Origin of the sequence: Tenacibaculum sp. Ill, assembly GCF_051938915.1 — a bacterium.
Classification (GTDB): Bacteria; Bacteroidota; Bacteroidia; order Flavobacteriales; family Flavobacteriaceae; genus Polaribacter; species Polaribacter larymnensis.
The window spans coordinates 3,040,412-3,065,287 of record NZ_JBPSCW010000002.1 but is presented as its reverse complement, the minus strand read 5'-3'; the positions used below and the strand labels follow the sequence as shown (position 1 = coordinate 3,065,287).

General features: G+C 29.3%; 22 protein-coding genes. 16 read left to right on the top strand and 6 right to left on the bottom strand.

Annotated features, from left to right (window positions below):
* Positions 1-9 precede the first annotated feature (9 nt).
* From ACTPNM_RS14515 to rfbB, 14 genes are all read left to right on the top strand, one after another.
* Positions 10-798 carry an ATP-grasp fold amidoligase family protein gene (locus tag ACTPNM_RS14515; RefSeq protein ID WP_440122509.1) on the top strand — a complete coding sequence of 263 codons (789 nt, stop codon included), beginning with the start codon at positions 10-12 and terminating at the stop codon, positions 796-798.
* 316 nt (positions 799-1,114) lie between these two features.
* Positions 1,115-2,173, top strand: coding sequence for a hypothetical protein (locus tag ACTPNM_RS14510; RefSeq protein WP_440122508.1), 1,059 nt, complete (start codon positions 1,115-1,117; stop codon positions 2,171-2,173).
* Between the two features lie 17 nt (positions 2,174-2,190).
* The gene (locus ACTPNM_RS14505) at positions 2,191-3,423 is read left to right on the top strand and encodes a flippase (protein WP_440122507.1); all 1,233 of its coding nucleotides are present in this window, start codon (positions 2,191-2,193) and stop codon (positions 3,421-3,423) included.
* Entirely contained in the window at positions 3,413-4,582 is a 1,170-nt protein-coding gene (locus tag ACTPNM_RS14500; protein WP_440122505.1) for an alanine dehydrogenase, read from the top strand. The genes ACTPNM_RS14505 and ACTPNM_RS14500 overlap by 11 nt, the downstream gene beginning before the upstream one ends.
* 14 nt (positions 4,583-4,596) lie before the next feature.
* Positions 4,597-5,583 carry an ATP-grasp domain-containing protein gene (locus tag ACTPNM_RS14495; protein ID WP_440122503.1) on the top strand — a complete coding sequence of 329 codons (987 nt, stop codon included), beginning with the start codon at positions 4,597-4,599 and terminating at the stop codon, positions 5,581-5,583.
* Between the two features lies 1 nt (position 5,584).
* The gene (locus ACTPNM_RS14490) at positions 5,585-6,643 is read left to right on the top strand and encodes a glycosyltransferase family 4 protein (RefSeq protein WP_440122502.1); all 1,059 of its coding nucleotides are present in this window, start codon (positions 5,585-5,587) and stop codon (positions 6,641-6,643) included.
* Between the two features lie 268 nt (positions 6,644-6,911).
* Positions 6,912-7,922 (top strand): O-antigen ligase family protein, encoded by a 1,011-nt coding sequence (locus ACTPNM_RS14485; protein ID WP_440122501.1) that lies wholly within the window; start codon positions 6,912-6,914, stop codon positions 7,920-7,922.
* Complete coding sequence (locus ACTPNM_RS14480) at positions 7,912-8,709, top strand: glycosyltransferase (RefSeq protein WP_440122500.1); 798 nt, start codon at positions 7,912-7,914, stop codon at positions 8,707-8,709. The genes ACTPNM_RS14485 and ACTPNM_RS14480 overlap by 11 nt, the downstream gene beginning before the upstream one ends.
* Positions 8,710-8,711: 2 nt before the next feature.
* The gene (locus ACTPNM_RS14475; RefSeq protein WP_440122499.1) at positions 8,712-9,464 is read left to right on the top strand and encodes a glycosyltransferase family 2 protein; all 753 of its coding nucleotides are present in this window, start codon (positions 8,712-8,714) and stop codon (positions 9,462-9,464) included.
* Between the two features lie 129 nt (positions 9,465-9,593).
* Positions 9,594-10,526 carry a sugar transferase gene (locus ACTPNM_RS14470; protein ID WP_440122498.1) on the top strand — a complete coding sequence of 311 codons (933 nt, stop codon included), beginning with the start codon at positions 9,594-9,596 and terminating at the stop codon, positions 10,524-10,526.
* A gap of 39 nt (positions 10,527-10,565) precedes the next feature.
* Entirely contained in the window at positions 10,566-11,576 is a 1,011-nt protein-coding gene (gene galE, locus ACTPNM_RS14465; RefSeq protein WP_440122497.1) for a UDP-glucose 4-epimerase GalE, read from the top strand.
* A 78-nt stretch (positions 11,577-11,654) separates the two neighbouring features.
* Positions 11,655-12,530: a glucose-1-phosphate thymidylyltransferase RfbA gene (gene rfbA, locus ACTPNM_RS14460; protein ID WP_440122496.1), complete on the top strand. Its 876-nt coding sequence runs from the start codon at positions 11,655-11,657 to the stop codon at positions 12,528-12,530.
* A 2-nt stretch (positions 12,531-12,532) separates the two neighbouring features.
* Entirely contained in the window at positions 12,533-13,087 is a 555-nt protein-coding gene (gene rfbC, locus ACTPNM_RS14455; RefSeq protein WP_440122495.1) for a dTDP-4-dehydrorhamnose 3,5-epimerase, read from the top strand.
* Positions 13,088-13,118: 31 nt separating this feature from the next.
* On the top strand, positions 13,119-14,165 hold the full coding sequence (gene rfbB, locus ACTPNM_RS14450; protein WP_440122493.1) for a dTDP-glucose 4,6-dehydratase: 1,047 nt from the start codon (positions 13,119-13,121) through the stop codon (positions 14,163-14,165).
* A gap of 52 nt (positions 14,166-14,217) precedes the next feature.
* Here rfbB and ACTPNM_RS14445 read toward each other — a convergent pair whose 3' ends face one another.
* From ACTPNM_RS14445 to porV, 5 genes are all read right to left on the bottom strand, one after another.
* Positions 14,218-16,053, bottom strand: coding sequence for an amino acid ABC transporter substrate-binding protein (locus tag ACTPNM_RS14445; protein WP_440122491.1), 1,836 nt, complete (start codon positions 16,051-16,053; stop codon positions 14,218-14,220).
* Between the two features lie 31 nt (positions 16,054-16,084).
* On the bottom strand, positions 16,085-17,620 hold the full coding sequence (guaA, locus tag ACTPNM_RS14440) for a glutamine-hydrolyzing GMP synthase (RefSeq protein ID WP_121148125.1): 1,536 nt from the start codon (positions 17,618-17,620) through the stop codon (positions 16,085-16,087).
* Between the two features lie 71 nt (positions 17,621-17,691).
* On the bottom strand, positions 17,692-18,756 hold the full coding sequence (locus tag ACTPNM_RS14435) for a 3-oxoacyl-ACP synthase III family protein (RefSeq protein ID WP_440122490.1): 1,065 nt from the start codon (positions 18,754-18,756) through the stop codon (positions 17,692-17,694).
* 173 nt (positions 18,757-18,929) lie between these two features.
* Entirely contained in the window at positions 18,930-19,412 is a 483-nt protein-coding gene (gene cdd / locus ACTPNM_RS14430) for a cytidine deaminase (RefSeq protein ID WP_440122489.1), read from the bottom strand.
* A gap of 81 nt (positions 19,413-19,493) precedes the next feature.
* Positions 19,494-20,588 (bottom strand): type IX secretion system outer membrane channel protein PorV, encoded by a 1,095-nt coding sequence (gene porV, locus ACTPNM_RS14425; RefSeq protein WP_121148133.1) that lies wholly within the window; start codon positions 20,586-20,588, stop codon positions 19,494-19,496.
* A 374-nt stretch (positions 20,589-20,962) separates the two neighbouring features.
* Here porV and gldJ point away from each other — a divergent pair, with 374 nt between their 5' ends.
* Together gldJ and ACTPNM_RS14415 are read left to right on the top strand one after the other, a co-directional pair.
* Complete coding sequence (gene gldJ / locus ACTPNM_RS14420) at positions 20,963-22,663, top strand: gliding motility lipoprotein GldJ (protein ID WP_440122488.1); 1,701 nt, start codon at positions 20,963-20,965, stop codon at positions 22,661-22,663.
* A gap of 65 nt (positions 22,664-22,728) precedes the next feature.
* Positions 22,729-23,982: a UDP-N-acetylmuramoyl-tripeptide--D-alanyl-D-alanine ligase gene (locus ACTPNM_RS14415; protein WP_440122486.1), complete on the top strand. Its 1,254-nt coding sequence runs from the start codon at positions 22,729-22,731 to the stop codon at positions 23,980-23,982.
* On the opposite strand, the gene ACTPNM_RS14410 is transcribed toward ACTPNM_RS14415, so the two are convergent.
* Positions 23,979-24,830 (bottom strand): N-acetylglucosamine kinase, encoded by an 852-nt coding sequence (locus tag ACTPNM_RS14410; protein WP_440122485.1) that lies wholly within the window; start codon positions 24,828-24,830, stop codon positions 23,979-23,981. The genes ACTPNM_RS14415 and ACTPNM_RS14410 overlap by 4 nt on opposite strands.
* Between the last annotated feature and the right edge of the window lie 46 nt (positions 24,831-24,876).

The following is a 24,876-nucleotide window of genomic DNA, read 5'->3' as shown; positions in this document are numbered from 1 at the left end:
AAAAAAACTTTGGGTTATAAGTTAGATTTGCAGAAACCACTAACATTAAATTCTAAAATTCAATGGTTAAAATTAAATGAAAGAAGTAATTTACATACCATTTGTGCTGATAAATATAAAGTTAGAAATTTTATAAAAAAAACATTAGGGGAAGAATATTTGATTCCCTTGTTTTTTGTTACTAAAGATGTAAACAAAATAACTCCGGAGAACTTACCATCAACACCTTTTATTATTAAAACTAATCACGATAGTGGAACTTATTTTATAGTTAAGGATAAGTCTAATCAGGACTGGAATGAAATAAAAAAAGCATTAAAATCATCTCTTAAAAATAATTATTATTACAAAGGGAAAGAATGGCAATATAAAAATATTGACCCTTGTATTATTGTAGAAAAGTTATTACAGACGAGTGAAGGAACAATACCTAGTGATTTAAAATTCCATTGTTTTAATGGAAAAGTAACTTTTATACAAGTAGATATTGATCGTAAAACTAACCATAGAAGAAGTTTATTTGATATAAATTGGAATTTATTAGATTTTCAAATTCATTACCCTAAAGGTGGGTATGTAAAAAAACCAGATAGTTTAGATAAGTTGATTGAATTTTCGGAAAAAATTTCTAAAAACTTTACTTTGGCTAGGGTAGATTTTTATGAGGTTAACAATAAAATATTTTTTGGAGAAATCACTTTTCATCCAGAGTCAGGTTTTGGAAATATTTCACCAATTGAGTGGGATTATAAGTTGGGTGATTTACTCGAGTTACCAATAGAAAACTATGGATTGTAAAAATAAAGTACGTTTTGAGCTGAAATGTTAGAAGAAAATTGAAATAAGAATAGTTTTAGTGGAATAAGATAAAGTTGTATCTATACAAAAGACAAAGATTAATGAAGAATGTATATTTAAATGAAAATATAAATGTAGCTTAAACCTTTTTAGTTTTTAGATTGTATCTTGAAGTTAAACATAGTACAGTTAATTTAGTGCTAAACAAATAAGGGATTAAAAATAGAATAATAATTTAACAGATAATAACCAACCCAATGAAACTTATTATACTAATTCAAGGGGTATTGGTTTTAAACTTAACTGAAAAAATAATATGAGAGATGATAGATTAGATCTAAATGTTTTTTTGAATAAAATCATTCTTAAGAAAAAAAAACTTTCAAGAGTCTTTATTGTAACTTTTTTAGTGTTTTGTATTTATACAGTATTTTTTTATAAAAAAGATTATAAATCAAGAATTGTTTTTTTACCAAATATATCTTCATCATCATCCATAATGGGGGCAAGATTAGGAGGGGTTGCAGCTTTGGCAGGAATAAATTTGGGTGAAAATTCTCAGAAAGATATTTCTCCTGAACTTTATGTAAATATCTTAAATAGTAATACTTTTTTAGATAAGTTGTCAAAAAGTCATTTAACTACCTTTAACGATAAAGGGGAGGAAATTAAAATGACTTATAAGGAGTATTATAAGATTCATAACCCTGAACCTATATTAAGTAAAATAAAAAAGTCAATAGGTTTTAATAAAAGTAAAGGGTTAAACATTATAAAAAATGAAGATATAAAAAGGTATTCTAATGAAGATATTAATGTTTTTAAATCTCTACAAAACTCATTGAGTTTTAATTATAATTCAGAAGAAAATTTAGTAACTATTGAATCTACATTAAATGAAGCATTACCTTCGTCAGAATTATTGTTGAGTGCGGTAAATCTTTTAAAAGAGGATTTATCAAAAATAAAATCACTAAAAACAAAAACTGAATTAGAATTTATTGAGAAAAGGTATGAAGAAAAGTTAGAAGAGTTTAAAAGTATTCAATACAGTTTGGCTGCTTTTGAAGATAGAAATCAATATCTAAAAAGTTCAAGATCAAAAACTCGGTTAATGAATTTAAGAACCAATTATGAATTACTTTTTAACATATGTTCTGAATTACAAAAGCAAATTGAAACAAAAAAAATACATTTAAAAGAAAATTCACTTTATATTACAGTTATAGAGCCTATAACCATACCTAATGAAAAATCAGGGTTAAGAAAAAGTTTAATGCTAGTTATAGGAGGGTTTTTAAGCTTTTTTGTTGTAATATTTTATGTGTTTATTGAAGATTTTTATGTTAAAATAAAAAAAGAAGTACATAAATAAGTTTACTTAAAGCTCTAATGATAAACATAAAAAACATAGAAAAACCTAATTCTTCTATGCTGAAAAATTTTTCTTTTTTAGCAATATTACAAATTTTTAATCTTTGTCTACCATTGATAACAATACCATATGTTATAAGTGTTGTTGGAGCTGAAAATTATGGGCTTCTAGCCTTTTCATTAGCTACAATAATGTATTTTAATATAATTGTAGATTATGGATTTAATTTAACAGGAACAAGAGAAGTTGCTCTTAATAAGGGGGATTTACCAAAAATAATAGAAATATTTAGCAATGTAATTACAATTAAGACAATATTAGTAATCTTATGTTTTTTCATATTGTTAATTTTAGTACTATTTGTAGATGTATTTAGTTTAAATAGTAAACTTTATCTTTTTACTTTTGGAATAGTAGTTGGACAAGCGTTTTTTCCAATTTGGTTCTTTCAAGGCATGGAAGAGATGAAATACATTACATATTTAAATGTAATTACGAAAAGTATATTTACGATTGCTATTTTTATTTTTTTAAAAAATAAAGACGATGTTTTTTTAGTGCCATTTTTTAATTCTTTAGGAGGTGTTTTTTCAGGGATAATATCATTTATTATAATTAAAAAACAATTTAAGGTTTCATTTAAATTTCAAAAAACAATTGTTGTTAAAAGATATTTTAGAGAAAGTTGGAATGTTTTCGTTATTGATTTTTTACCAAACATGTATAATAATTTTTCTACTTTTTTGTTAGGCTTTTTTGCTTCATTAGAGTTCGTTGGTTTTTACGCATTAGCATTAAAATTAATTGGAGTATTGAATAGTTTTTTATATGTGATTAGAAATGCAACTTTTCCATACTTAAATAAAGATAGAACTAAATTAAGCAAGGTTACCAAAGTAACTATAAGTGTGGGGATGTTATTTACAATATGTGTGTTTGTTTTTTCGGGAGTTATAGTGCCGTTTATCTTTGGTGAAACTGGCCAGAATAGTTTAAGGTATTTGTATATATTAGCTCTTAGCCCATTGTTTTTATCTATAGCTATTTCCTATGGGAGTAATAAATTATTGATTTTTAAAAAAGATAAAATAATGAGAGATATAACTATAGTGTATTCCTTAATAGGCTTTGTAATGGCTTTAATACTTATACCTATATATGCTGCTTTTGGAGCAGCTCTTACAGTGGTTGCAACAAGATTAATAATGGCAGTATTAACATATAAAAAATCAATTGAATATGAGAATTAGTGTTTTAAAAGAGATTAAAAAAGATGAAAATAGAGTAGCTCTTTTACCTTGTCAAGTGAAAATTTTAATAGAAAAAGGACATAAAGTATTTGTAGAAAAAAATGCAGGTTTAAATTCGGGATTTTCTAATTTAGATTATAAAAATTCTGGAGCTAAAATAGTAACAAAAAATGAAGCCTTATCTGAAGGAGAGTTATTGTTAAAGGTCAAAGCTCCATTAGAAATTGAATATGATAATTATCAGAAAGGGCAAACATTATTTACTTATTTACATTTTGATGAGAATATACCCAAAAGTAAAATTAATTTACTGATTAAAAATAATTTTACAGGTATAGCTTATGAGTGGGTTGGCAAAAACGGAGATTACCCTTTACTCTACCCTATGAGTAAAATTACTGGGTATTTATTTGCCCAAAAATCAATTGAGTTATTGAGTAAGTATAAAGGAAAATTAGCTGGCGCTTATGAAAATGAACATAAGGCAGCAGAAGTGTTGATAATAGGTCTGGGTACCATTGGTATGTCTGCTTTTAAATATTTTAGATCTAATAATATAAAAATAACAGTTGTAGATAAGTCGCCAAGTACAATAAATGAAAGGCTTAATAAAAGGTTCTCTACAGTTGATATAGATTATTTATCAGAAATTAATGTCATTAGATTTGATATGAATAACCCTATGAATATTAAGGATGTATTAATGGTCGAACTACATAAATTTGATATAATATTGAATTGTGCAGTAAGAAGAAGTGACCTTACTAAAGAAATGTTAGATTATATAATAGATAACTCTATGTTAGAATTATTAGAAAAAGGAACAGTGGTTTGTGATACAACTGGTTGTGATAAAGATTTAATTGAAAGTTGTATTTCGTCATCTGAACTTGAATATGTAGATAAAATTAATGGAATTATACACTATAACTGTGATCACATACCTTCTGGTGTAGCCAATACATCTAGTAGGCTCTTAACAGATAAAACTTTTCCTTATGTTTTAGAAATAGCATCAAAAGGGGTTAAGCAAGCTATTAAGGACAATGAATATTTAAGAAATGGGGTGTCATGCTATAATGGCTTTATAACTCATAAGTATTCAGCAGAAAAAAAAGATATGATGGATGCTTTTAAGAGCATTAATGAACTAATTTAACGGAATAATAGAAGATGAAACTAGGGATTTTAACTGATTTTTACAATGAATATAAGTTATATGAGAAAAGCTGTGTTGAGTTAGGAATTGATTATGTAATAATAGATTTTTTATCGTCCAAATGGTTAGAAAATATTAAAAATAATTTAGAATGTGATGGTTTTTTGGTACGTCCATCACATGATTTTCAAGAGCATAATGATGTTTATATGGAAAGATTATTTTTTTTAAATAAAGTTTTAAATAAAAAAATATATCCTAGTTATAATGAACTAAAGCTTTATGAAAATAAAAGAAACATGGCTAGTTGGCTTCAAATAAATGATATTAAACATCCGGAAACAAGGGTGTTTTTAAGTAAAAAAGAAGCTTTGAGTTTTGTGTTTGGTACAGAGTTTCCTATTGTTTTTAAATCAAATACTGGAGCTGGGGCTTCTGGAGTTGAAATAGTTAAAAGTAGGAGAGAAGCAAAAAAAATCATAAAAAATATTTTTGGAAGATTTAATCCATTATTAACTTTAGGTAATCCTAAGATTAAAAGAAAATTTAACATCAAAGTTCCTTTATATGGAGATGCTCAAAAACATGTTGTTTTAATTCAAAAATTTTACCCTATTAAATGGGAATGGAGAATTATAAAAATTGGAAATTCTTATTTTGGTCATCAAAAATTACTTAATGGAGAATTTGCTAGTGGAAGTGGTAAAGTAGCATGGGAGAAACCACCAGAAGATTTATTAAAACTTGTTAAAAGTATATGCGATAAGGGAAACTTTAATTCTATGGCTGTAGATATTTTTGAAACGATAGAAGGTGAATATATGGTTAATGAGTTACAAAGTATTTTTGGTTCGTATTTGGATTATCAAATGAAAATAGGTGAAAAAAAGGGAAGATATAAATATATAAATGATGAATTTATATTTGAAGAAGGAGTTTTTAATCAATATGGAAGTAACTTATTAAGAGTTAGTCATTTTGTTGAAATATTAAAAGAATAAAATGATTGCTTTTTTTGTTTATAAATTAGATAGTTATAGCGGGGCTGCTCAACAAGCTTTACTATTAGCAAAAGAATTGAATAGAAAAGTGTTAATATTTAACCATAACAACTCTAGTTATAGAAAGTATAGGATTGGTGAAAAGATATTAGTTGTTGATGTACCCAAAAATAATGTACTAAAGTTGTTTATAGTAATTTATTTTTCTTTTGTAAAAAGAGTTAGGGTTTATCATCTACATGGTTTTTTTAAACATGGTTTAGTTTTGGCGACTCTATTAAAAAAAAAGATTATTTTAAAAACAACGTTGTTAGGCTCGGATGATTTCGATTCCTTAAAGAAGAAAAAAAATTGGAACAAAAAAAAATGGTTAATAAATAAAGTTGATGTTAACGTTGTACTATCAAAAAAAATAGGAGAAATTAACTCGAAATATATTTCTGCAACTAAAATAAAATTAATTCCTAATGGTGTAAGAATAAATAATAACTTAAAAGCTATTAAGGAGAAAAAAGAGAATTTTTCATACGTAGGTTTAGTTTGTGAACGCAAAAGAACTTATGAAAGTATTAAGTATTTTGCGGAGTTTTATTCAAATATTCCACAAGCTAAACTATATATAGTTGGTCCTTACAAGGATGTTAAGAATAATGTAGAGTTTAAAGAAGAATATGTGAAAAAATGTTTTGATTTAATTAAATCAAAAAAAATACAAGATAAAGTTGTTTTTACAGGTTTGATATCTAAAGAAGAGACTCAAGAAATTTTAAATAAATCAAAAGCATTGTTGTTTTTTTCTTCTAAAGAAGGTTTACCTAATGTAGTTTTAGAAGCTATGTCTAATAATTGTGTTCCATTGGTTAGTGAACTAGATGGTGTATCTGCAGAAATTTTTAATAATGGGGAGCATGGGTTTATTTTAAAGGATAATGTTTTTAATCCTGTAGATATAAAAGAGATTGATAAAATTCTAAAAACAAGAGCTCCTTATAAATTAATAAAGGAAAAGTTTGATATAAACATTATAGCCAATGTTTATAGAGGAGTATATGAGAGTTAATAGAATAAATAATAAGTTTTTAGTTTTAATTTTTATATTATTTCCTTTTTGGGAAATAATAACACTACAATTAAACTATTTTACAAAACTACCAGTATCTTTTTTTACATCATTAAAATATTTATTGGTTTTTATTCCTATTTTTTTATTTATGCTTCAAATTTTTGAAGGCAACAGAATAGTTTTAAGAAAAGAAGCGGGGTTAATGTCAATATACATATTATATGTTTTTTTTCATATAGTAGGTTCAGCTAACATTTTTTTAAAAATGGACGCTATTAAGTTTGAATTTTTATTTCCTTTCTTTACACTACTTTATTTCCATAATAGTATTGATAATGACAAAGACTACATAGATTTTTTGATAAAGGTTATTTTTTATCAAGGAATAATAACCTTGTTTTTAGCTGTTTTAGAGTATCTTAATCAAGAAGTTTTAACCATTATTTATAGACAATCTCTAGACGAAATACCACATATTCATTGGTTTAATATACCTAGGTTAATCTCTACAGCAGGTAACCCAATTAACTTGGGAGCTACTTTATGTGTTTGGATAGCTTCTTACATCTATATGGTGAAAAAAAAATATTTTAAGATTCTAAATGTATTGTTTCCTTTAGCCTTATTATTAAGCTTATTTGTTGTTTCCATGACATTAAGTAGAACTTCATTAATTGTATATGTTTTTGTTGTATTATTTTCCTTTTTAATTGGCATTAAAGGTTGGTTTAATAAAATACTTTTTTTGTCGTTAATAGGAGGGACTGGGATATTAATAATTTCAGTGTTTTTACAAGGTATTGATATAGCTTTTTTATTTGATAGATTTGGGAATTTATTAGAAGGCAACGAATATACTAAAAATGCAAGAGTTATAAATTGGAATTATGCTGTTAGTAGCATGGATACAATTGAATATATTTGGGGTAAGGGTATTGGAGCATCAACACCCAATGGAGAGTATGTTACTAAATATAATGGTTATATGATTGAAAACGGATATATGTCTACTTTTATTAATTATGGAATTATAGGTGTGTGTTTTTATGTAACTATAATAATAAGGTTTTATTATTTAAGCTTGAAAATAAAAAAAAGAAATGAAGCACTGGGGTTGTTTTTGATATTGTTTTTGGTAGTATATACACTTTTCAACACTTCTAATGATTATAATAGGAACTTACCATATATGTTGTACTTTTGGTGTTTTTATATTTTAGCGGAGATTGAACAAATAAAAATAAACCAAATTAGTAGAGGTAGACATGACAGTTGATATTTTAATAGCGACAGTAAATAAGAATTTAAAAAATGTACCTCTAGTTCTTTTAGAAGAGCGTGAAGATGTGTCATATATTGTTTCGGTACAAGATATTGATGGTTTTGGATATGAAATTCCACATGCACTAAAAAACAGGAGAGATGTCAAGGTTGTATTCTGTATAGGCAAAGGATTATCTTTGAATAGAAATAATTGTTTGAAATACTCAACAAAGGATATTTGTGTAATAGCAGATGATGATGTATCATATAAAAATGAATATATAGATATAATTAAATCGAAATTTATTGAAAACACTACATTAGATGTTTTAGTAGGGAAAATAAAAACATATGCAGGAGAGCCAGAATATAAAAAATACAAAGAAAAAAAACACTCTATTAATATTTTCAATTTTAAAAATATAAGTAGTATTGAAATAGCGTTTAGAAGAGCATCAATAATTAAAAATAGTTTATCATTTGACACTGATTTTGGTTTAGGTTCAAAAAAGTTTCCTAAAGGAGGAGAAGAAAGTATTTTTATTAAAGATGCGCTAGACAAAAAACTTAATGTTTTATATTTTCCGTTTTTTATAGTAGAGCATCCATACGAAAGTTCAGGAAAAATTAAAGAATATAACGAAAAGTATTATTGTTTTTTAGGAGGGTACAGTAGAAGAGTTTTTGGTAAGTTAGGAGTTGTTTTTATTATATATTTTTTAATAAAATTAAGAGAAGGTCTTACACTCTCTCAAAATAGCTTATTTATAAAAAAATTTATAAAAGGATTTAATCAATAAAAATGAATAAAAAAGTTTCAATTATAACACCAACATATAATTCAGGAAAATTTATTTCTGAAACTTTAGAAGCTATTCAAAAACAAACATATACCAATTGGGAGCTTTTAATTACAGATGACTGCTCTACGGATAATACCTTAAAAACTGTTAAAATTTATACAGATAAAGATAGTAGAATAAAAATTTTTCAATTAGAAGCAAACTCAGGAGCAGGTATAGCAAGAAATAATTCTATAAAAGAGGCAACAGGTAGGTTTATTGCTTTTTGTGATAGTGATGATGTTTGGCGAGAGGATAAATTAGAAAAACAAGTTGCTTTTATGTTAAAAAATGATTTGTCTTTTACATACTCTGCCTATCAAAAAATGAATGAAAAAGGAGATAAAGGATCTGTTATTTATCCACCTAAAAAAACAACTTTTAAAAGTTTGTTAAAAACATGTACCATAGGATGTTTAACCGCAATTTATGACACAGAAAAACTAGGTAAAAGATATATGCCTGTTATAAGGAAAAGGCAAGATTATGGTTTGTGGCTTACTATATTTAAAGATATAAAATACACTGAAGGTATTCATAATGAGGCTTTAGCTTATTATAGAGTAAGATCTAACTCTGTATCTAGTAATAAACTTAAAGCAGCAAAATATCATTACAGAGTTTTGAGAGAGTGTGGAGAGGTAAGTTTTATCAAATCAATGTACTATTTTTTTTATTATTCTGTTAGGGGGGGGATTAAATACTTAAAGTAATAGATAGTTAAAATTAAAGCATAGTAGTTTCTTAAAAAATTCTTAATATTGCCTAGTGAACTAAAAAGTGATTTAATATTAGGGTTTAGATACTTTTCTTCTTAGGTGTTCACTTTTTAAGATGAAATAATGATAAAAAGAAAAAAGGAAAAATGTCTGTTTGTTAACGTTAGCAAGTCGCTAGATAAATTATTATCTAGTAGTAAAATTGCAGATAGATATGAAATTGTTTTTTATAAAGAGTTAGAGCCATCTAAAATAACATTCACAAACTATATAAAAGAGAACTATATAAAAGTTGTAGTTTTCGAAAGTTCTCAGTTAAATGAACTATCAAAAAAACAAGTTAATGAATTAATTAAGTTAAGATTGTCAGGTGTTGAAATTCACGATTCAGAAGACTTTTATGAATGTATAAATAAAAGAGTACCAATTATAAAAACACAGGACAATCAATATTTTTCTGACGAGATTTTTAGTTTAAGACGTAAACGTAGATTATTATTCTTTAAAAGAGGATTTGATATTTTATTTTTCCTAATTCTTTTTCCTATTGCGTTACCATTAACAATAATTGGTTGTTTTTTCACCAAGCTTACTTCAAGAGGAACGATGTTTTACTCTCAAATAAGAGTAGGTAGAGGAGGGAAGCCTTTTAAAATTTATAAAATACGAACCATGAAGACAAACAATGGAGGGTATACGGTGGCTAACGATAATAGAATTACTCCAGTGGGTAAATTTTTGCGATTCTCTAAAATAGATGAGTTACCTCAGTTATATAATATTTTAAAAGGTGACATGAGTTTGATAGGACCAAGACCAGAACAACCAAAATATGTAGAGGAGTATAGTCAAGAAAATCCATTTTTTAATTTAAGGCATATGATACGACCTGGTGTTTCTGGTTGGGCACAAATACACTTACCTAAAGCAACTCCTGAAGAAAGTCTTAAAAAATTGGAATATGATTTGTTTTATATCAAAAGGTATTCTTGGAAATTAGATGTTAAAATTTTATTAAAGACTATAAAGATCATTTTCACAATGAATAGTCATTAAATAGTTTCTAAAAAGTAGTTATAACATCAAGATTAAGAAATGAAAAAAATACTAGTAACAGGCGGTTTAGGCTTTATAGGATCTCATGTCGTAGTAGAGTTACAAAACTCAGGTTTTGAGGTAGTGATTATCGATGATTTATCTAATTCTAAAATAGATGTATTAGAACAAATTACTAAAATATCCAATATTAAACCAGACTTTTATCAGATAGACTTACGAGATAAAAAAGCAGTAAGTAGCTTTTTTAATGATGGTACAATTGATGGAGTAATACATTTTGCTGCTTTTAAGGCTGTAGGAGAAAGTGTTCAAAAGCCATTGGATTATTACGAGAATAATATCAACGCCTTAGTTTATCTGTTACAAGAAATGAAAAATAGGAATATTGATCATTTTATTTTTAGCTCATCATGTACGGTTTATGGACAAGCAGACGAGTTACCTATTACAGAAGACGCTCCAGTAAAGATTGCTGAATCTCCTTATGGGAATACCAAGCAAATTGGAGAAGAAATTATAAAAGATAGTTGTAAAGCGTACGACATGAATGCTATAGCTTTACGATACTTCAACCCAATAGGAGCACATAAATCTGTAAAAATTGGAGAGTTACCATTAGGTGTTCCGCAAAATTTAATTCCGTTTATTACACAAACAGCTGCTGGTATCCGAGAAGAACTAGCTGTTTTTGGAGATGATTACCCAACACCAGATGGTACCGCCATTCGTGATTATATTCATGTAGTTGACCTAGCAAAAGCGCATGTGAAAGCCTTACAACGTTTATTGAATAAGGATAATGAAGAAAATTTTGAGTTTTTCAATGTGGGAACTGGTAAAGGAAGCTCTGTGATGGAGATTATAAAAACTTTTGAAGAAGTTACTCAACAATCGTTGAATTATAAAATAGTAGCAAGAAGAGAAGGGGATATCACAGCAGCGTACGCTGATACTACAAAAGCTAATGAAGTTTTAGGTTGGAAACCTCAAGAAACATTAGAAAAAGCATTGCTTTCCGCTTGGAAATGGCAACAAAAACAAGAATAAAATAGAAATCAAAGCTCAGGTTTTTCCTGAGCTTTATTTTTTCTATAAATTAGCATACTCATAAATAATAGTTAATAAATGAAAGGAATCATACTAGCAGGTGGGTCAGGAACACGTTTATATCCGATTACCAAAGGAGTATCAAAACAGTTACTTCCGGTATATGATAAGCCTATGATTTATTATCCTCTATCAGTATTAATGTTAGCAGGAATTAAAGAAATATTGATTATTTCTACTCCTGATGATTTACCCAGTTTTCAAAAGTTATTAGGAGATGGAAGTGACCTAGGAATTTATCTTAGTTATGCAGAGCAGCCATCTCCAGATGGGTTAGCGCAAGCATTTATTATTGGTGAGGAGTTTATAGGAAATGATAATGTTTGCTTGATTTTAGGAGATAATATTTTTTATGGACACGGATTGCCTGAAATGTTACAATCTGCAATTCAAAATATAAAAGACAATAATAAAGCTACTGTTTTTGGGTATAATGTAAAAGATCCTCAACGTTACGGAGTAGTAGATTTTGATACTAACGGAAATGCAATTTCTATAATAGAAAAACCCAAAGAACCGAAATCTAATTATGCAGTGGTTGGTTTGTATTTTTATCCAAATAATGTGATTCAAGTGGCAAAAAATGTAAAGCCTTCAGGAAGAGGAGAATTAGAAATTACTTCGGTAAACCAGCATTATTTGGAAAGCGAACAGCTAAAGGTTGAGTTAATGGGGCGTGGCTATGCATGGTTAGATACCGGAACACATGATTCTTTATTAGAAGCCAGTCAGTTTATTGAAACGATAGAGAAACGTCAAGGATTAAAAGTGGCCTGTATAGAAGAAATAGCGCTGTATATGGGCTATATTAATAAAAAGCAAGTTAAAAAGTTAGCAGAGCCTTTACAGAAAAATAGTTACGGACAATACTTACATAATCTAGTAAAAGATTAGCAATGGTTTTTACAAAAACAGAGATTCCAGAGGTTGTAATTATTGAACCGAAAGTTTTTGGAGATCAAAGAGGGTATTTCTTTGAATCGTTCAATCAAAAGGAATTTGAAGAACATATTGGACATATAAATTTTGTGCAGGATAATGAATCAAAATCCACTTTTGGAGCTTTACGAGGACTGCATTTTCAAAAACCACCTTTTGCTCAAGCTAAACTAGTGCGTTGTATTCAAGGAAAAGTATTAGATGTAGTTGTGGATGTCCGAAAAGATTCACCAAGTTATGGTAAGCATATCACCGTAGAATTATCCGAAGAAAATAAAAAGCAATTATTTATACCGAGAGGGTTTGCACATGGGTTTGTTACTTTATCTAAAGAAGCCATTTTTGCATATAAAGTAGATAATTGGTATGCACCAGAATACGATTCTGGAATTATTTGGAATGATGCTACTTTGAATATTGATTGGAAAATTAATTCAGAAGAGGTAATACTTTCTCCAAAAGACCAACAACTTTCAACTCTTAAAGAGCTAGAAACTCCATTTATTTATTAGTAACTTTGAAAAGTTTATATAGTAAACTCTTATGAGGAACATATTAATTACTGGAGGGGCGGGTTTTATTGGCTCGCATGTGGTACGTTTGTTTATAAACAACTATCCTGATTATAATATCATCAATTTAGACCTTCTAACGTATGCTGGAAATTTAGAAAATTTAAAAGATATTGAAGGCAAATCTAATTACACCTTTGTAAAGGCGGATATTTGTGATTATGATGCTGTAACTGATATTTTTTCAAAATATAAGATAGATGGAGTAATTCATTTAGCGGCTGAATCGCATGTAGATCGCTCTATAAAAGATCCTTTTTCTTTTGCCAGAACTAATGTGATGGGAACGTTGAGTTTATTACAGGTAGCAAAAAGCTATTGGGAAGATAATTTTGAAAACAAGTTGTTTTACCATGTGTCTACCGATGAGGTTTATGGTTCTTTGAATAAGGAAGGGTATTTTACTGAAACTACAGCTTACGACCCACATTCTCCTTATTCTGCTTCGAAAGCATCTTCTGATCATTTTGTAAGGGCTTTTTTTGATACCTATGGTTTACCAATAGTAATTTCTAACTGCTCTAACAATTATGGAGCTAATCAGTTTCCAGAGAAATTAATTCCATTGTTTATAAATAACATTGTTAATAACAAACCATTACCGGTGTATGGTAAAGGAGAAAATGTGAGAGATTGGTTGTATGTGGAAGACCATGCTAAGGCAATCGATATTATTTTTCACAAAGGAAAATTAGGAGATACATATAACATTGGAGGTTTCAATGAATGGAAGAATATTGATTTAATTAAGGTAGTTATAAAAACAGTAGATAAGCTCTTAGGAAGACAAGAGGGAATCTCTGAGAAGTTAATAACGTATGTAACTGATAGAGCTGGACATGATTTTAGATATGCTATAGATTCGTCAAAACTCAAAAATGAATTAGGCTGGGAACCGTCTTTACAATTCGAGGAAGGAATAGAAAAAACAGTAAAATGGTATTTGGAAAATAATGAATGGATTGACCATATAACAAGTGGAGAGTACCAAAAATATTATAAAGAAATGTATGAATAATAAAAAAGCCAAAACTTTTAGTTTTGGCTTTTTTATTATATTAGATTAAGGTTTACCTAAGTCTACTTAAGCTTAAATCATTATTGTATTTAACAATAAATAATCCTTGATTTCCGCTACTTCCAAACATTTTTTTATGGTAGTCAAATTTATTTTCAACACGTAAAGAAACTCCTTTTTTAAAGGTTTCTGTAAGCTCATTTCCTGAAGCCAAACGCATTAAAACATCATATGTAATATCAAACCCTTTAATAGCATAGTCTGAAGGAATAGTATTATTTTTTTGTAAATATTTGTTATTGAAATCTTTCGTTTCTAAGGCGTCTTCGTCTGAATAAGTGTTAGAAACGTAAGTAAAATTGATGCTGGAAAGCTTATTATTATCAATCTTATCATAAGCGTTACCTTTGCTAGTAGCAAATACTTGAACTTTAGTTTCATCAGGTAAGCTAATCATACTATTTAAAGCATCAGCAACAACTACATTATCTTCTGAAGCAAAGATTACCCAGTTATGTCTTTTAGAAGACATCTTACTTGTAAAACGCTCTCTTTTTATATAACCTTTTTCTGGTTTTAAAACATGTATATTATTAATACTATCATGTTTTTTTAGTTCAGAAATAATTTTAGAAACCCTCGTGTTCGTTTCTTTTTGATTATCACTAACAATAAAAATTTCTTGATCTTTATAGCTGTCTTTTAAATAAGAAGCTAAATAACTCACATAATTATCTTTTTCAGGTGAAGTTTTAACTAATTTAGAAGAAGAGAATTTACTTTGTTTACTAGAGTAATGAGGAAAAACTACAGGTGCATTTACATCGCGAGCAACAACTTCAGCTTTATCAGAGTAAAAAGGACCAATAACTACATCAGTATTTTCTAGTTTTTTGTCTTTTAATATAGTTGCTATATTTTTTCCTCTGTTTCCTGTATCAAAAACATTAACTTTTACTTGTACTCCTTGCTTTTTAATAGAGTCAATAGCTATCTCTGCCCCAAGATAAAAGTCAGTAACCATATTTGCTAATTGGTTTCCTTCAAAAATATCTTTACTTGATTGAGAGTTATACTCGTCAGCTTTAAATGGAAGTAAAATAGCAAGGTTTATAGAAGTATCTGTTTGAACAGAATCTTTATAAAAAGTATAATTCTCTTTTTTACTTACTTCTTCAATAGGTTTAATTTTTAATAATTGACCTATTGATAATTTATTATCAACTAAACCTGGATATTCAGGGTTTAAACGTAATAAATCTTCTTTGGATACATTGTAGAAACGAGTTAAACTATACATAGTTTCTTTACTCTTTACAGTATGTGTTAAGAACTTTTCTAAAACTTTTTCTTTATCAATAGTAATAGTTTTCTTAACTTCCTTAACCTTTAATACCTGACCTATACTTAAATTATTACCTTGAATATTAGTGTATTCAGGATTAAATTTAATTAAGTCATCTTTGGTAATACCGTATTGTTTTGTAATACGATACACAGTTTCTCCTTTTTGAACTTCGTGAGTCTCATATTCAACAATTGTTTGTTTAAAAACAGTATCATCTTCATTAGTTTCAGGAGTTGTATCCTCAACATTATTAGTATCGGTAGTATCTACAGTTTCTTCTTCAGGAGAAGAAGTAGTAGATGAAGAAATATTCTTTTTAATTTTAGGATTAGGTATTACAATTACCGTGTTAGCATCTGGACGTCTTCCAACATCTGGGTTTAAACGTAATAAATCTTTTGTTTTCATGTCTAAGCGATCTGCAACGTCTCGCATCGTTTCTCCTTCTTGGATTTTGTAAGATACGTAACGCTTTTGCTGCCCACATGAAACGGTAATAGTTAAAATACAAACTAATAGTAAAAACTGTAATTTCTTCATCTACTCTTTTTTTGAAATTAATAATGGATTTTTATTCCCATTCAATTGTTGCTGGTGGTTTAGAGCTAATATCATATACAACTCTATTTACACCTTTTACATTATTTATTATTTTATTTGATGTTTTTTGTAAAAACTCATAAGGTAAATTAACCCAATCTGCTGTCATACCATCTGTACTTTCTACAGCTCTTAAAGCAACTACCTTTTCGTAGGTCCTTTCATCTCCCATAACTCCAACAGAGTTTACTGGTAATAAAATAGCACCTGCTTGCCATACTTTATCGTACAATCCGCTTTCTTTTAACCCGTTGATGAATACAGCATCTACTTCTTGCAAAATACGAACTTTTTCTGCGGTAATATCTCCCAAGATTCTGATAGCTAAACCAGGTCCTGGAAATGGATGACGACCTAATAATTCTTTATCAATTCCCATAGAAGCACCAACCCTACGTACTTCATCTTTAAAAATCATACGTAAAGGCTCAACAACTTTCAATTTCATGAAATCAGGTAAACCGCCTACATTATGATGACTTTTAATAGTAGCTGAAGGACCTCCATTTACTGAAACTGATTCAATTACATCAGGGTATATTGTTCCCTGTGCTAACCATTTGGCATCTTCTATTTGGTGTGCTTCATCATCAAAAACATCAATAAAAACCTTACCAATAGCTTTACGTTTTGCTTCTGGGTCACTTAATCCAGCTAGTTCGTCCAAAAAACGTGCCGAAGCATCCACTCCTTTAACGTTTAATCCCATACCTTCGTATTGTTTTAATACATCGGTAAACTCATTTTTACGTAACAATCCGTTGTTTACGAAAATACAGTGTAAGTTACTTCCAATTGCTTTGTGTAATAAAACTGCAGCTACGGTAGAATCTACTCCTCCAGATAAACCTAAAACAACTTTGTCATTACCAATCTTAGCTTTTAATTCAGCTACAGTTTCGTCAACAAAAGAATCTGGAGTCCATGTTTGAGCAACCCCAGCTATATTAACTAAAAAGTTTTGTAATAATTGTTTACCATCTGTAGAATGATATACTTCTGGATGAAATTGGATAGCATAAGTAGTCTCTCCATCAATTTTGTATGCTGCATTTTGTACATCATGAGTACTTGCTAATAATGTTCCTCCAGTAGGTAACTCTTTAATTGTGTCTGAATGACTCATCCAAACTTGACTTCCTTCAGAAATATCTTTAAAGAATTCTTCTCCTTCTTTAATAAAAGATAAGTTAGCTCTACCATACTCACGAGTATTAGAAGGAGCTACTAAACCACCTGAAAAATGAGCTAAATATTGAGCCCCATAGCATACAGCTAATAAAGGTTTTTTACCTCTAATTTCAGATAAATCAGGGTGTGGAGCTTCTTCTGAACGAACTGAAGATGGGCTTCCTGAAAGGATTACAGCTTTAAAATCGTTTAAATTTTGTGGTATTTTGTTGTAAGGGTGAATTTCACAATAAATATTTAATTCTCTTACACGGCGCGCAATTAACTGTGTGTATTGCGATCCGAAATCTAATATAAGTACGTTGTGTTGTTGCATGCGCAAAAATAGTACTTAGATTTTATATTTGCGAGAATATTTAGTAAGAAATTAAAGAGTTTTTTAAACTATTAAATCTTGTAAACTATGGCATTAATATTCATGCCAGCACCTACTGATGCTAAAATAATAACATCTCCTTTTTTTACTTCTTGGTTTTCAATATTTCCTTTTAAAACTAAATCGAGTAGGGTAGGTACGGTTGCTACTGAACTATTTCCTAATTTGTGGATACTCATAGGCATTATACCTTCAGGAACAGGCTTTTTGTATAATCGATAAAAGCGTTTAATGATAGCTTCATCCATTTTTTCATTGGCCTGATGGATAAATATTTTTTTTACATCATCAATGCTTACACCACTTTTATTTAAAGCAGTTTGCATTGCTTTAGGTACATTAGTTAATGCAAACTCATAAATTTTTCGGCCGTGCATTTTAATGTAACGAACATCTTTGTCTTTACTCTTGTCATTTGAGTTGCCAAAAAATAAATAATAGGCTTCATCTTTAGTAAAAGTTTGTGAAGCATGACTAAGAATACCACTATCGTTTTTGTCTGTAGCTTCCACGATACAAGCTCCAGCGCCATCACTATAAATCATGGAGTCACGATCGTTCATATCTATAACTCTTGATAGTGTTTCACCTCCAATAACTAAACATTTCTTTGCAATGCCAGTCTTTATAAAAGCCTGTGCTTGAATAACACCTTCAATCCAACCAGGACAGCCAAATAGAATATCATATGCTACACAATTTGGGTTTTCAATTTGTAGTAAATGTTTTACACGAGTTGCTAAACTTGGAAGAATGTCACTTTGAATAGCGTCTTTTTTTACATCTCCAAAATTATGAGCAAAAATGATATAATCTAATTCTTCTGGATTAATATTAGCATCTTCAATTGCCTTTTTTGCCGCAAAAAAACCAAGATCTGAAGCTTTATATTCTGGTTTAGCGTATCGACGCTCTTCAATACCGGTTATCGATTTAAACTTTTCAATAATCACAGGGTTAGAATTGTCAAAGGAAGTTCCATCAGCATTTAAAAAGAAACTGTCATTAAATTTACTATTTTCTTTTTTTATTGAAGGAATAAAGGCTCCTGTTCCTGTAATTACGGATAATTTCATTCGAAATACTAATTTTTAAATGTTGAGTAGTTACAAATAAAGCATTTTTATTGACGATAACCACTTTATATACAGTCAATTTTTTAGAATTATGATATTCTTAAAAAATGAAGTGCGTTTTGTTTTTTTATAAAAAACAAATAGGCTTTTTTAAGATTTTAATGCTATAGGTGTTATAAATAGGAGCTGTCAAAAGAAAAAGGCAGTAAAGATAGTAACGACTCAGTTTTCACAATTTTACCAACTTCTCCCATAAAAATAATCTTTATAGGTTGTTGTTGATTTATTTCATATTCTGATAATGTTTGACGGCATGCACCGCAAGGCCCAACAGGTTTATCTACTGTTGAGTTTTCAGAGGCTGCAGTTATAGCTATTTTTTTGACCTTCATATCAGGAAATTCAGAACCAGCTTTCCAAATAGCAACACGTTCTGCACACATACCAGAAGGGTATGCAGCACTCTCTTGATTATTACCTAAAACAATTTCACCATTATCAAGTAATATAGCAGCACCAACATTAAACTTTGAATAAGGGGCATAAGCTTTCTGTCTTGCTTCAACAGCTTTTTCCATTAAAAAGGCATCTTCGGTAGATAATTGTGAAATATTATCAAATAAAGTAGCAGTAGTGGTTAAATCAATTTTTTCCATCGTAAATAAATTAGTCAAAAAAAGCAGTCGGTGAGACTGCTTTTGTATTCTGATACGAATTTATAAAAAAAATACTGTTTTTTAATAAACTTCATAGAGTTCTCCTAAATCAAAAGATAAAGAAAAACGTAAAGTATTTTCTAAAGGATTATTAACTGCTGCTGTGTTTACTAAATATGATAAATCTAGAGTAAAAGCTCTTGCAGTAAACCCGGTACCTAAAGTAAAGTACTGGCGTTGTCCTTTTTCTTCACTCTCATGAAAATAACCAGCTCTAAGAGCAAAGGCGTTGTTGTATAAATATTCAGCTCCTAAAGCCCAAGTAGTTTCTTGTAATTCTTCACTAAAGCTTCTGTCTCCTAAAGAAGTAAACATTCCTTCAAACCAACCTCTTTCAGAGTTAGGGCTTGATGGGACTAATAATTTTGTGAACTCTAAGTTAAGCCCTAAAATATTTTTGTCATCAAAAATGAAGTCAAAACCACCACCAACTTTAGCGTTTGTAGGAATAAAGTTAGGAACACCAGGGCTGTATTCAACTTTTGGACCTATGTTAGATATGTTAAAACCTAACCTGTAGCGTCCGTTAAAGCTTCCATAGTTATCTTCTTTAGATTGATAATAACCAGAAACATCAACTGCAAAAGAATTAACGGCATCTAAATTAGAGTCGTTACTTCTTATTTTGTAGTTTGAGTGGATGTACTTTAAACCAATTCCCATAGAAAAAGTTTCACTTAACTTTAAAGAATAAATTCCTGTAATGGCTAATTCATTAGGATTTTCTATCCCATTAGAAGTACCACTGTCATTTGTTAAAGCTACTTCTCCAAGAGAAAAATACTTTAAATCAACTCCCCAAGCTGATTTTTCACTATACCTATTAACGTAAGAACCTCCACCAACAAAAATATCATCAGTTAAGTTTCTAAGCCAAGGAGTATAGTTAAGTCCTATGCTTATTTTGTTTTGATTAAATGCAGTTTTTGCAGGGTTATGAAAGATAGAAAAGGCATCTGAAGATGTAGCAACTCCAATATCCCCCATACCACCAGCACGAGCATCAGGTGTAATCAATAAAAAAGGCATTGCCGTTGTATTTATTGATGTTTGGGCTTGCGCTTTATTTTGAAGGGTAAAGCACACAAAAAATAATACGATTGATAATTTTTTCATGTAAAATTTGATTAATTGTTTAGCAAATATATAATTTTTCTTGGGGGAGTATACAACTAATAACTTTTTTTGGACTTCTTGTAATACTTAGCTTAAAAGTTTATTTATTAGTTTAATAACGTAACGTGATTACTAACATAATATTATATGTGTTGTTAGATTTAAGAGGAAAATTATTTTTTACCGTTAAAAATATTAAACTTTAACAGCCTATATTTTAATCTTTTTCTTAGATTCGTAATACTAAAGTATAAAAACTGTCGTTTGTAATCTTGCATAGACAAGGTTACTAAATGTGAATTTATAGATAAATTAGTTGTAAGAAATTAGAAATATTGTAAATTGCGACACCCTTAAAAAACAGTTAAAAATACATGAAAAGTACGTTGAAATTATTTAGTTTATTAGCGATCACTGGTTTATTAATTACTTCTTGTAAGAGTAATGGAGCTAGATCGGGTAAGTCTTCATTAACTGGTTGGAACTTTAATGATCCTAATTATGGAGGTTATTTGAAGGGAGAGTACAAAGAAGGTAAAAATGTGCCGCCAGGGATGGTTCATATTGAAGGAGGTACCTTTACTATGGGATTAGTTCAAGATGATGTTATGTTTGATTGGAATACAACTCCTCAAAAAATGCACGTTCGTACTTTCTATATGGATGAAACAGAGGTGACCAATGCAGAATATGGGTTGTTTATGCAATACACTAAAGATGTATTCCCTCCTGAAGATCCGCAGTTTAAAGATATTTATCCATCAATATTACCAGATACATTAGTATGGAGAAAAGGTTTAGGTAATACAAACTTATTATCTGAAAGTTATTTAAGACATCCTTCGTATGCAGAATATCCTGTTGTTGGGGTTAGCTGGATACAAGCCAATAAATATTGTAAGTGGCGTACTAATGCTGTTAACTTAAAGATATTAATGGATAAAGGAGTTATAAAAAACATCTTTAAGGAAGATTCAATAAGCTTTAAAGGAGAAAATAACTTTGACACAGATACATATTTAACAGATCCTTATGCCATTTTTGATGGAGATTCTACAATCTATAAAAAAGGTATCCCAGTACCAAGATCTAAAGGAGAACCTAAACCAGAAAAAGGAGCTTTTACAGGAAGACAAGTAACTTCTTCTGATGGTATATTATCTCAGAAATTTAGATTACCAACAGAGGTAGAGTGGGAATATGCAGCAAAGTCTATTTTTGAAAACCGTGAGTATAATAATATTAGAGGTAGAAAGAAGTATGCTTGGAGTGGAAAATATACTCGTGATAGAGATAAAAGAAGAAGAGGAGATCAGTTAGCTAACTTTAAGCAAGGTAAAGGAGACTATAGTGGTATTGCTGGTTGGAGTAGTGATGGATCAGATATTCCTAACGCTGTTAAAAGTTATCCTCCTAACGCCTTTGGTTTATATGATATGTCTGGTAACGTATCTGAATGGGTACAAGATGTATATCGACCAATTATTGATTCAGAAGCAAATGATTTTAACTATTTTAGAGGTAATATTTTTACTAAAAAGCTAATTAATGAAGATGGTAAAGTTGTTATAGTTGGTGATGGTGAAGTACAATATGATACTCTAGAAAACGGTAGAATTGTACCTAAAGATTTACCAGGAAGTGTTAAGTATATTCCAATTACTAAAGAAGATACTTACATGAGAAGAAACTATAACTTAGCTAATAACTCTAGTTTAGGTGATGGAGACCAAGCTTCTTCTAAGTTCTACGGATTAGATAAAGATCAATTAGATCGTACTACTAGAATGTATAATTCTCCACAAAAACCAGAAGCAGAAGTAGATACTTTAGGAAACGTTGTAAACAACTATAAGTATGACGATAAGAGAAGAACTACACTAATAAGTGATAAATCTAGAGTTTATAAAGGTGGTTCTTGGGCTGATAGAGAATATTGGTTAGATCCAGCACAAAGAAGATATTTCCCAGAATATATGGCAACGAACTATATAGGGTTTAGATGTGCAACTGATAAAATGGGACCAATGGTTTTAAACAAAAGAAAAACCGCTACACCAGATAAAGTGAAATAATATTTGAACTTAAAATTATATTAGAACCTCATTGAATCTCAATGAGGTTTTTTTATTTTTACAATATGAAGATAGAAGATTTATACAAGCTGTACATCACTTATGGTTTAGTAGATACAGATACTAGAAGTATTAGAAAAAACACACTTTTTTTTGCTTTAAAAGGAGAAAATTTTAATGGAAATAAGTTTGCAGAAGAAGCTATTAACAAAGGTGCTAGTTATGCAGTAATTGATGAAGTTGAGTATAAAACTTCAGAAAAACTAATTTTGGTTAAAGATGTTCTAGAAACACTTCAAGAACTAGCAAATTATCATAGAAATCAATTGAGTGCTCCTATAATTGCTTTAACAGGAAGTAATGGGAAAACGACTACAAAAGAATTAATAAATGCAGTTCTTTCAACTAAGTATAAAACAACAGCTACTTTAGGAAACTTAAACAACCACATTGGCGTACCATTAACCTTATTGTCAATGAATAAAAATACGGAGGTAGGTATTGTTGAAATGGGAGCCAATCATGCAAAAGAAATTGATTTTTTATCAAGAATTGCTAATCCTGATTATGGTTATATAACAAATTTTGGGAGTGCACACTTAGAAGGTTTTGGTTCTTTAGAAGGTGTGGTAAAAGCTAAATCTGAATTGTATGATTTTTTAAGAGCTCATAATAAAAAAGTTTTTGTCAATCCTACAGATGAAAAGCAAGTAGAAGGAACAGAAGGTATAGAGGCAATTACTTTTGAAGAAAGTATAAAATTAACTGAAGCAAATCCATTTGTAAGGCTATCTTATAAAGGTACTGATGTTTCAAGTAATTTAATAGGAGCATATAATTTTGCTAATATATCAGCAGCAATAACTATAGGAAATTACTTTAACGTATCATTAGAGCAAATAAAAAATGCTATAGAGAACTATGTTCCGTCTAATAATAGATCTCAAGTAATAAATACTGAAACTAATAAAGTAATTCTTGATGCATATAATGCTAACCCAACAAGTATGAAAGCTGCTTTAGAAAGCTTTAGTGAACTACATGGTAATAATAAAACAATAATTTTAGGGGATATGTTTGAGCTTGGAGAATATAGTTCAAAAGAGCACCAGAACATAGCAGATATGATTGAAAAACTAGATTTAAAAAAAGCTTTTCTTATAGGAGATAATTTTTATAAGACAATTACTGAGTGTAAAAAGTTTAAGAACTTTTATGAGTTTGAAGATTATATAAAGAATAACCCAATAGAAAATAGTACAATTTTAGTTAAGGGGTCAAGAGGGATGGCTCTTGAAAGAATTGTAGAGTCTTTTTAAAATGAATGATTTCGATGAAAGTCAACTAAATTATCAATTGGGCGTTGAATAACATCTGTAACGATTAAGTTGTTTTTTAAAGCAACTTTTTCTAATATATCCTGAAAGTAATAAGCTATTGATCCGATAAAATAAATTGGGGTATGTTTGTCTTTTTCAAACGGAAGAATACGATACTTAAAAAATTCTTGAACCCCTTTTTTAATCATTTTTCTGATATACTTTTCACTTTTATACTCTAGCATAAATTTAGCAAATGAAGCCAAGTACATATTTGGGTAAGGCTTTCTATACAGGTTCATTTTTACGGTATCTGTATCAAGTTCGAAAGAAGCTTTGAAAGCTGAAGCTATTCTTTTAGGCATTTTATCGTAGTAAAAATCACGTAATAATTGTTTACCAAAATAATTTCCACTTGCTTCATCCATAATAGTATAACCTAATGAAGGAGCTGTAGTAGTTATATTTTTGCCATCGTAATAACAACTATTTGATCCAGTTCCTAAAATGCAGACAATTCCAGGTTTGTCGCCTGTACTAGCATAAACAGCAGCTAAAGTATCTTCTGAAACAAATACAGTGGCTTTTTTAAAGATAGATTTTAGAACATTTTGTAAGCTTTCAGTAGCTTTAGGGCTTCCACAACCAGCTCCATAAAAATGAATCTGTAAAGTATCGTTTTGTACTTTTAAGAGATCATCAGCATTACTGATTGTACTAAGCATTTCATCCTCTGTAAGAACCGATGGATTTAAGCCTAGAGTAGTTGTTCTAAAAACTTCTTTTTTAGTATCGTCAAGAGCAATCCAATCAGCTTTAGTAGAGCCACCATCGGCAATTAAAATCATTTCTTATGTTTTTATAAGCTAAATATATGATTAAATGAGATTAGAA